10 protein-coding genes are annotated in these 9930 nt (G+C 41.3%); 6 read left to right on the plus strand and 4 right to left on the minus strand.

The window, feature by feature from the left end:
- Positions 1–35 precede the first annotated feature (35 nt).
- From hfq to EHS15_RS09225, 3 genes are read right to left on the minus strand one after another with little or no spacing between them, the layout of a single operon-like run.
- Positions 36–287 (minus strand): RNA chaperone Hfq, encoded by a 252-nt coding sequence (hfq, locus tag EHS15_RS09215; RefSeq protein ID WP_135760260.1) that lies wholly within the window; start codon positions 285–287, stop codon positions 36–38.
- A 28-nt stretch (positions 288–315) separates the two neighbouring features.
- Entirely contained in the window at positions 316–1224 is a 909-nt protein-coding gene (gene miaA, locus EHS15_RS09220; RefSeq protein WP_135760261.1) for a tRNA (adenosine(37)-N6)-dimethylallyltransferase MiaA, read from the minus strand.
- Between the two features lie 12 nt (positions 1225–1236).
- Positions 1237–1779 carry an FYDLN acid domain-containing protein gene (locus EHS15_RS09225; RefSeq protein WP_425460637.1) on the minus strand — a complete coding sequence of 181 codons (543 nt, stop codon included), beginning with the start codon at positions 1777–1779 and terminating at the stop codon, positions 1237–1239.
- Between the two features lie 72 nt (positions 1780–1851).
- Between EHS15_RS09225 and EHS15_RS09230 the strand changes: the two genes are divergently transcribed.
- Positions 1852–2613: a pyridoxine 5'-phosphate synthase gene (locus tag EHS15_RS09230; RefSeq protein WP_135760262.1), complete on the plus strand. Its 762-nt coding sequence runs from the start codon at positions 1852–1854 to the stop codon at positions 2611–2613.
- Here EHS15_RS09230 and EHS15_RS09235 read toward each other — a convergent pair.
- On the minus strand, positions 2588–3523 hold the full coding sequence (locus EHS15_RS09235) for a tetratricopeptide repeat protein (protein ID WP_135760263.1): 936 nt from the start codon (positions 3521–3523) through the stop codon (positions 2588–2590). The two genes, EHS15_RS09230 and EHS15_RS09235, sit on opposite strands and share 26 nt — an antisense overlap.
- A 113-nt stretch (positions 3524–3636) precedes the next feature.
- Between EHS15_RS09235 and EHS15_RS09240 the strand changes: the two genes are divergently transcribed.
- The 5 genes from EHS15_RS09240 (at position 3637) to EHS15_RS09260 (ending at position 9579) form a co-directional block, all read left to right on the plus strand.
- Entirely contained in the window at positions 3637–5475 is a 1839-nt protein-coding gene (locus EHS15_RS09240; RefSeq protein WP_135760264.1) for a S41 family peptidase, read from the plus strand.
- Positions 5472–7073, plus strand: a complete 1602-nt coding sequence (gene nadB / locus EHS15_RS09245) for an L-aspartate oxidase (RefSeq protein ID WP_135760265.1) — start codon at positions 5472–5474, stop codon at positions 7071–7073. The genes EHS15_RS09240 and nadB overlap by 4 nt, the downstream gene beginning before the upstream one ends.
- A gap of 380 nt (positions 7074–7453) precedes the next feature.
- Positions 7454–8551, plus strand: a complete 1098-nt coding sequence (locus tag EHS15_RS09250) for a tyrosine-type recombinase/integrase (protein ID WP_135760266.1) — start codon at positions 7454–7456, stop codon at positions 8549–8551.
- Between the two features lie 417 nt (positions 8552–8968).
- Positions 8969–9229, plus strand: coding sequence for a type II toxin-antitoxin system HicA family toxin (locus tag EHS15_RS09255; protein ID WP_135760267.1), 261 nt, complete (start codon positions 8969–8971; stop codon positions 9227–9229).
- Positions 9226–9579: a type II toxin-antitoxin system HicB family antitoxin gene (locus tag EHS15_RS09260; protein WP_135760268.1), complete on the plus strand. Its 354-nt coding sequence runs from the start codon at positions 9226–9228 to the stop codon at positions 9577–9579. Before EHS15_RS09255 ends, EHS15_RS09260 begins: the two co-directional genes overlap by 4 nt.
- The last annotated feature ends 351 nt before the right edge of the window (positions 9580–9930 follow it).

The following is a 9930-nucleotide window of genomic DNA, read 5'->3' on the forward strand; positions in this document are numbered from 1 at the left end:
TTAAGAGAGGAGGAAAAGGAAAACCACAAAAGCTTTTAAGCGCTAGCCGCATCCTTAGGGGTTTCTTCCGAATGAAGTTTGATCGGTTTCGCCGGGATGATTGTGGAAATCGCATGTTTGTACACTAAATTTTGTTTGTTATCGTTTTCCAAAATGATGGTGAAGTTGTCGAAACTTACCACTTTGCCTTTCAAAGGAACCCCGTTTAACAAGTAAATTGTGAGATCGATTTTTTCTTTTCTAGCAGTGTTGAGAAGTTGGTCTTGAATGTTATTTTTTGCAGACATTGGAAATCCCGAGTGTTTTCTATATTTTTTAATCTATCTTTGTATATTCTTTGAGCGCCTTTTCCCAAGACATGGGAGAAAGAAGAGGGTCTTTTCGAAACCAAGTGACCTGTCTTTTGGCGTAGTTTCTGTGAGACTGAGCCAACCGTTCTAGGAATGAATTAACATCTATCCTTCCATACAAGAAATCAAGCGCAAAATTATACCCTAGAGATTGAAGGCCGGGACAATCGGATCCGTATTTCTCTTCCACTTGTTTTGTCTCTTCCAACATCCCGTCTTTCAAAAGTCCGGGAACCCTTTCTTCGATTCGACGATAAAGTTCCTCTCTCGGCCAATCGATCCAAGCACCTTTGGGCTGAAGTTCCGGGAACTCTTGTAAAAAACCTCCAGTGGTTTGGGAAGATACCTCAGACCATAGAACTCCGGTGAGTACAACTTCGAGTGCCCTTCTCACCCGATATCCGTCCGTTTCCGAAATGTTCGTGAACGCTTTAGAATCTTTTTCTCTTAAGAGGGCGACTGCTTCCGACAAGGGAATGTTTTGTGCAAAATCTTTTGTCTCTTGTGGTACGTTTGGTACGGGATACATCCCTAAAAGAAATGCTCTGAGGTAAAATCCGGTTCCACAGATGAAAAAGGGAATCTTCTTTTTTTCCCAGATAGAGAACACCGCCTGCCTTGCCCATTCGGAATATTCTTTGGCGTTGGTGGATTTATCTGCCGTAAGAGTTCCTACAATCCAATGGGGGATGTGGGAAAGTTCTTTCGAGGTAGGAGATGTGGTACCTACGGCAAGTTCCGAATACACCTGCCGGGAATCGAAAGATACAATTTCAAAACGATGGGGATCTAGGGATTGAGTGAGAGAAGTTTTGCCGGATCCAGTAGGTCCGGCAACAATGGGAAGGAACGGGGAAAAAGGGGTAGGTACCACAAAAGGAAATATCTATTCCTCTTCTTCCGTGCTGGATGCTACCTCATCATCTTCCGCTTCTTCTAATTCTTCACCTTCTTCGAGGATTTCATCCTCTTCGATCATGGTTTCCTCTTCTTCTTCCACCTCATATTCACTTTGGCGGATGGCTGCCATTCTCGACTTGATGGCAGGTTTTGCCAGCTGGTCGGCTCCACATTTAGGGCATTTTTTCTCAGGCTTATTGAGATCGTAAAACTTAGTGGAACAGGAATAGCAGGAGAATTTTTTCCCAAGCGGCCCATTAGAGATGATCTCGATTTTTGCGGACTTGGAAGGAGAGAAACTGGCTTTTTCCTTGGAAGTAGGTTTAGCACTCACCGCAGGAGCTGGTTGCTTCGCTTTCGGTGCTGATTTGGGCGAACCCGCCGGTTTCACAGGGGGAGACTTTTTCTTCTCCTCCTTTTTAGGGGCAGATTTGACTTCCTTGGCCGCCTTTTTCTTAGGGGGGGCTGATTTTTTGACTGCTTTTTTTGCTACCATAGGAGTTCTTTTGACGATTTTCGGAGACCCCATCTCTGGGACAACCTTTTTGAAATTGGACGGTTTTCTCCTGGAATAAAATAATAGGAAAGTATTTTTTTTACTATGACCCAATTAAGTGTAAATGTAAATAAGATCGCTACCTTACGAAACTCTCGGGGGGGAAATATCCCGAATGTGGTTCAGTTTTGCGAATTGATCTTAAATGCAGGAGCTCATGGAATCACAGTCCATCCGAGAGAAGACGAACGCCACATAACAACACAAGATGTGTTCGCAATCAAACAATTTTTACTCGATTACAATAGAAAACATTCCACTCATAAAGAATTCAATATCGAAGGAGAACCCAGCGAAAGGTTCGTCCAACTTGTTTTGAAAGCAAGTCCGGACCAAGCCACTCTGGTCCCTGTGACTCCGGGAGAAATCACTTCCGATCACGGTTTTCTTCTGAAAGATATTTCCGTGAAAAATTCGATTTCTCCGATCATTGAAAAATTCCACAAATCGGGAATTCGAGTTTCCTTGTTTATGGATACGAATTTAGAACAATACAAAATCGCAAAAGAAATCGATGCGGATCGAATCGAACTCTATACAGGTCCTTTCGCGCACGCATTCGACGGATCGGAAGAAGCGGGAAAAGTTTTTTATAAAGAATATGAAGCTGCAGCCAACGAAGCCCGCAAACAAGGTTTAGGTGTCAATGCGGGACACGATTTGGATACGAACAATCTGCGTATTTTTTCCCACCTCCCTCATTTAGCGGAAGTCTCCATCGGCCACAGACTCGTGTCGCAAAGTCTCATCGATGGAATGGAAAAAACTGTAAAAGAATATCTTAAAATTCTTTCGAAAGATTCCTAAGTCGGGAATAATGAGGATCTTGCTCCAATAAAAGTTTGGCAGACCGCTCCAATGCGAGAGCCAAACTCGCTTCCGTTTTTCCCTTTTTTTTCACCTTTTGTATTTCTGCCAAAAAGGATTTCAAATGTTCCCTTCCTGAAGATTCATTTCCTTGAATGGCAGCCTCTCTGACTTGTCTCCAAGCTTCGGATATAGGATGAACATAGACGGAACCAGATTTACCTAAATCTCCCTGATGGTACAAAGAAGTATCCCAAACCTTGGAAAAAGGATCGGATTTCACACGGTCTTCCACAAGTCTTTTGGAATATTGAATGCGGGCATTCGTTATGAATGGCAGGATCTCCGATTTTTCGGATTCAGTAAATGTGGCAAAACAATCTGCCAAACTTCCCTTTTTCAACATATCTTTTGTTATATGACCTGCTTTTGCCAACTGAAGAAAGCCGGGGAATGCGGATTGTTTTTTGGACTCTATTTTACAAGATTGTAATGTTTCGGAATAGGCAGCCAAAACCTTTCCTTCTTCGTTTTTTTCGGAAAGATTTTTCAGGTTCCCCGATTTTTCCGCAGATAAACGAAGCATATTTTTGTAAGAAGTATCGTCCGGATTTTTATCCAAAGCCTTCTCGAATGCGGAATAACTTTCCTCGTAATTGCCTCTGCGATACTCATAAAGACCCCAAGTATAACACAAAAAACCGTCATCAGAGTCCTGATTACGACAAACATATCTTAAACGAGAAATGGCTTTTTCCTTCGATTCCGGATGACTCCAGAAATCCAACAAAACCTCTTCCAAAAACCCCAAAGTTTCCAAACTATACGGATCGGAATATTGGTTTTTGCCGGTGCCTAAACAGAATGAAAACCCTAAAATACAAAAAAGAAAAATAACAAATCCTTTCATGGATCTGTCTATGATAACGTAATAAACAAGGATTGTCCTGATTTTTTTCAGTTGCCCTCACCGGAAAATAGAGTTTTCCTTGGCAAATCCATACAAGAAAGTAGAGAGTTCCCTTGAAACGTATCTTATATCTAATCTCCCTTTTGACCCTTCTCAGCCTGGCTCTCCCTGCTGGATTTATTTCCTGCGAACCAGAGGCGAAAAAGAACCCTAAAAATCACAAAGTATTTACTTATGAAGATTTCGAGTCCGTAGTCAACACGATCGACCGAAATTACATCGATAAAAACATCAACAAAAACAGAGCATTCACGGATGCTGCGGGGTTCGCAGTGCTCAGTCTTCCCCACCCTCTTTATCTCTATCCTGAAAGTTACTTCAACGAAAGGGAAAAATACGAAGACAAACAAGATCTAATGCCGGGAAAAACATTCAAGATCTCTCCTTCCGATAAATTCGTGTTATTTGATCCTGACTACGATCAGGTGGAAAAAATTCAGAAAGAAAAATTAAAGAAGAACGAAAACAAAAAACTTTCCGATGAAGAACTCAAAAAGCTCATCGAAAAGGAAAAACTTAAAAAATCGATCATCGCTGCGAAATGGGAAGAAGTCAATTTCACAAAAAAAGACTTCGATCGAGTGATCGCTTACGTAAACGACAATTTAGATAAATACAAAACCCCAGTGCTGAAAGGTTTGGTGGAACTCGAATCCGAATTCGGCGAAGAAGGTGAAGAAAAGAAAGAGTTCACCATGGAACAAGTGTTTGTAAGCGCTGCCAACGGTTATCTGAATTCTTTAGATCCGCATTCCAGTGTATTTTTGAAAGATCTTTGGGAAGAGTCGATGGCGAAAATCAGCGACGGTTCCTTTGAAGGAATCGGAGCGGTTCTTTCCGGTGGAGGATCCAGAGAAGTAGTCGTTGAAAATCCTTTGGAAGGAAGCCCTGCTCTCAAAGCTGGAATCAGAAGCGGTGATGTGATTCTTGGTGTGGACGGAAAAAGCATCAAAAACCAGTCCTTAGATAAAGTCGTCAAAAAGATCAAAGGAGAAAAGAACACAAAAGTAGTTCTTACGATCCGCAGAAAAAGCAACTCGGGCAATATTGAAATCGAAGTCGTTCGAGATAAGATCACGATCAAAAACGTAAGTTATCACCTGTTAAAGGAAAATCCTCAAGTCGGTTATATCAAACTGACAGGTTTCGTGAGAACCGACGGAGAAGAACCTGCAGACTCTTTGATCGAAAAAGGTTTGAGATCCCTGGAGGAAGAAGCCAAAACCAACGGCAAAGAATTGAAAGCGGTTGTTTTGGATCTTAGAAATAACGCAGGCGGTTATTTGGACCTGGCAGTGGACATCGCAGATATGTTCATAGAAAAAGGTTTGATCGTATCTACTAGAAATCCTGCCGTTAAAGGTTCCGATGAGCAGTATGCAAAAGAGAAAGATATCACAAATCTTCCGTTAGTTGTTCTGATCAACGCCAGATCCGCCTCTGCTTCCGAAATCGTAGCAAGTGCCATCCAGCACCACGGAAGAGGTCTTCTTTTGGGAGAAAGAACTTTCGGAAAAGCTACCGTTCAAAAGTTAAGTCCTCTTCCTGGAAATTCCGATTACCTTCTGAAATTCACTAATTCCAGATACTACTCTCCTTCCGGAAAAACGATTCAAGTCGTAGGAGTTTCTCCCGACATTGAAGTTTCTGAAGAAGCTGACGGAACCTTCCCTTTCCGTTACAGAGAAGAAGATATGTGGAACCATCTTCCTAAGATTCCTTACGACGGTGTGGTGAAATCCAAATTTAAGATCGATGCCATCAAAGATTATGTGAAGAAAAACGGAAAAGCGGAAGCATTCATCAAACAACATGCAAACGATGCAATCAAACCCGATTATATGTTGGTTCGCAGTGTGGACTACATAGAAGGTATGTTAAACGCTAAGTGAATCGAATTCAAACCGATTTTTTAATCATCGGAAGCGGAGTAAGCGGACTTTTCAGTGCGCTCAAACTCGCTCCTCTAGGTTCTGTTGTAGTAGTTACGAAAAAAGCGGACTATGAATCCAATACGAATTATGCGCAAGGGGGGATTGCCTCCGTTTTCGATGATAAAGATAAGTTTGAAGAACATATAGAGGACACTTTAAGTGCCGGTGCGGGTCTATGCGACATGGAAGCCGTACAAGTTTTGGTAAAAGAAGGCCCTACCAGAGTGAAGGAACTTTTGGACATAGGAGTTCCTTTTACCAGAGACGAATCCGGAAATTTGGATTTAGCCAGAGAAGGCGGTCACAGAAGACATAGAATCGTTCACTCCCACGACAGAACAGGCAGCGCCGTCGAAACCGCTCTTTTGGATGCAGTACATGCAGTTCCGAATATTCAAATATTAGAAAATCATGCCTGTGTGGATCTAATCACACGCCACCATTTGAAAAACAAAGAGGCTCTTCCTCTTCGTTGTTACGGCGCTTACATAGTCGATACGGAAACGGGAGAAGTATTTCCTGTTATCGCCAAAAAGACGATCCTAGCTACGGGAGGATCCGGCCAAGTTTATCTGCACTCCACAAATCCTGGCATTGCCACAGGAGACGGAGTCGCATCCGCCTATCGTGCCGGAGCCATCGTTAAAAATATGGAATTCTATCAATTCCATCCTACTTCTCTCTTCCATGAACAAGGCAATTCCTTTCTCATCTCGGAAGCTGTGAGAGGTCACGGAGGAATTCTCAAAGAAATCAGCGGACGCCCTTTTATGAAAGACTATCATGAAATGGGAGAGTTGGCACCGAGAGATATCGTTGCCAGAGCCATCGATGATACGATGAAAAAAAGAGGGGAATCCTACGTTCTTTTAGACATCACTCACAAACCTGCAAATGACATCATCCACCACTTCCCTACGATTTATGAGCGTTGCAAAAAACTAGGGATCGATATCACAACGGACCCGATTCCTGTGGTACCTGCGGCACATTTCATGTGCGGAGGAGTGGCTACGGATCTATTCGGAAGGACCAACATCCAAGACTTATATGCCTGCGGGGAAACAGCTTGCACAGGAGTCCATGGAGGGAACAGACTCGCTTCGAACAGTCTTTTGGAGTGTTTAGTATTCTCTCATAGAATTGCAGATGATATCCGATCGGAAGGGAAATTGGAATATGCGAAAGAAAGCACACATATTCCGGATTGGAACAAAGAAGGTACCACAAATACCGAGGAATGGGTTCTCATCTCGCACGATTTAGTCGAGATCAAAACAATCATGAGCAATTATGTGGGAATCGTACGCTCCAATCTTCGCCTGGAAAGAGCTCTGCGACGTCTGAATTTAATTTCCGAAGAAGTAAAAGATTACTACAACAGAACGACCGTTTCTCTAGGATTACTGGAACTGCGAAATCTGGTTAAAGTGGCCGAATTGATCGTAAGATCCGCTCTTTTAAGAAAAGAAAGCAGAGGTCTTCACTTCAGTACAGATTATCCGGAAGATCGTTCTCCTTCACGAAAAGACACAATCCTTTCGAATAACCCCTAACGTTTCATAATTCATTTACCTACCTATCTCGATCCTTCGCATCTATTCTTAAGAATGGCTCCAATCCATTCCTTAAAATACCTATAATTTAAGCCTTAGAAGAGAAAAAAGATTGCGGCATCATTCACCATAACGAGAATTAGTTCCAATTTTTTCTTGGGCCCTGTGACTCATGGGGCGAAGCTGTGTCAAAACGTTACCTTAAATAAACAACTGTTCTCTGTGGCAGCCAAAAACCTGTTTGGCTCCATATAACGCCTATCCCGAATGTATATAAAAGATCAGAGGATTATGTCACATAAAGACTAACACATAGAAGCGATCCCAAAAAAATACTTTACACATGATTAGTATCCATAAACAATCATACTGTTTTTCCAATGTCTCGCTTCATTCGTCTCAATTTCTCCGCTGATATCAATCGTTACACCCTCAGTTTCCCTTTCGATCGACAATGGTATCAGAAGGCCCAATCAATTCCCAAAGGACAGTTTGACCGAGAAAATAAAGTTTGGATCTTTCCTTCCGATGCTGAAACCATCCGGTCTCTGTTGCGAGTCTTTCAAAACGAACCGATCCGCCTCAATCTAAGAGATCTTCCCAAATCGGCTCCCATTCTGGAAGATTTATTCCATGCAATGAGGGAAAGAAATTATTCACAGCAGACTTACCGTACATATCGTAACTGGATCTTTTCTCTTTGCTGCCATTACGAAAAACTCCCCAGTCAAATCACTTCCGAGGAAATTCATCAGTACATCAAAGATTCGCAGATAAATAAAAATCTTTCTTCGGCAAGCGTGCGTTCCATGAGGCAGGCGTTTCTGTTTTATTTCATAACGATCCGCTCCCAATTGCACGATCTATCTTTTCCCAGAATGAAGAAGGAGCTGCACCTTCCTGAAGTTTTATCCGATCAAGAAACAAAAAAATTATTCGCATCGATCCTCAATCATAAACATAAGGCTTTACTTAAACTGGCATACTCCGCAGGACTCCGAGTGAGCGAAGCGGTTCATCTTAAACTTTCGGACATCGACTTCGAAAGAAAAACGGTTCGAGTCAAATCGGGTAAAGGCAAAAAAGACAGATATTCGATCTTAGCAGACTCTCTCTGTATAGAGTTAAAATCTTATTTAGAAGAAAGGTTCAAATCACTTAAATTTTCCGATAGATATGGCAAAGATCAAAAAGCGGAAAACAATCCTTGGCTTTTTCCCGGAACGGAAGGAAATCCCCTAGCGGTTCGATCTGCAGAAAAGATTTTCGAGGCCTCCAAAAAAAGAGCCGGAATTCGAAAGAAAGTGAGCTTCCATTCTCTGCGCCATGCATTTGCCACTCATCTTTTGGAACAAGGTACTGACATTCGAGTGATCCAAACCTTACTAGGACATTCTAGCATTCGCACCACTCAAATCTATGCGAAGGTCTCCAAAGCCCAATTCCAAAAAATAAAAAGCCCCTTAGATCAACTCTAAGGATACACGGATATCACCCTCTCTAAACACATAGCAAGAAACGAAGATACAACGATCACCACAAAAATGCAGATATACCGTAAGGCGGCGGTGGTAGTTCTATTGCAGGTGTAAAGAAAGACGGAGAGAGGGAGTTAGCTGAAATGTGGCAATTTGAAAGATGAAATAAAAATGAATCTGTAAGAATTTAATAACAATAAAAAGCATCACTGATCCGCAAGCTGGACAATCATTCAGTGAGATAATGTGCCAAATTAAAGCCCTTCTCCCAAAAAAAGAACGAAAATAAGACACTGCACAGAAAAAACGCTGATTGGAATTCCGCATCTGGATTTCATAAGAATTATCTTTCAAAAACGAACTCTTGTAACTAAATAATAGTTGCAAACTAACCCGAAATTCGTCTAAATTCTAGATGTGTCAAAAATTGATAAGCTGATTGCAAGGTTTAAAACAAAACCAAAAGATTTTACTTATGATGAGCTGAGAAAATTGCTAGGTGCTTTAGATTATTTAGAAGACAATTCAGGAAAGTCTTCGGGATCTCGAGTTGCATGGGTGCATTCAAAAACTAAGCACATCATAAGACTACACAAGCCACATCCACAAAATATTCTTAAGGCTTACCAAGTTGCACAAATTTTAGATGAATTAATAGCAGAAGGATATATCCAATGAAAGACATTATCGAATACAAAGGTTTCCTAGGGTCTCTACATTTTGATTCAGAGGATGAGATTTTTTTTGGGAAGATTGAAGGTATTGAAGATCTCATTTCATTTGAAGGGCAGTCTGTTAAAGAAATCAAAAAAGCATTTACCGAATCCGTTGATGATTATTTGGAATTATGCAAAAAAGCTAAAAAAAGTCCCGAAAAATCTTTCAAAGGTTCATTCAATGTTCGAATTTCTACCGATTTACATAGACGTGTTTATCGGAAATCTTTGATTGAAGGTATTTCCCTTAACCAATTAGTCCAAAGGGCTTTGGAAAAAGAAATTGATACTAGAACGCCACACTTCAGCTAACTACGGCTTACCGCTTCGCTTCGGGATTCGCATAGCTCACCCTTGCTCGGTCTTCGACACATTTCTTTCGTGTCACTGCGCTTGCTGAGCAATCTCGTGCCACTTCAGAAACGTCGGCAAGCCTAGTTCGTTATACGAAATCGCAAAAATCTTTTTGACATTAATGTGTAAAAAAAGAATTGACAAATATCTCATTTTGAGATATTCTTTCCTTGGTGCACATTATCAGCTGGAAGCAATTGGATGATTTTATTAGAAAATATCCAAACTCCGAGTCTTCCCTAAAAAGCTGGTTTAAAATCGTTAAAAACACTAATTTTAATGACTTCAATGATTTAAGGAAAGTTTTCA

It is taken from the genome of Leptospira idonii (assembly GCF_004770995.1).
Taxonomy (GTDB): domain Bacteria; phylum Spirochaetota; class Leptospiria; order Leptospirales; family Leptospiraceae; genus Leptospira_A; species Leptospira_A idonii.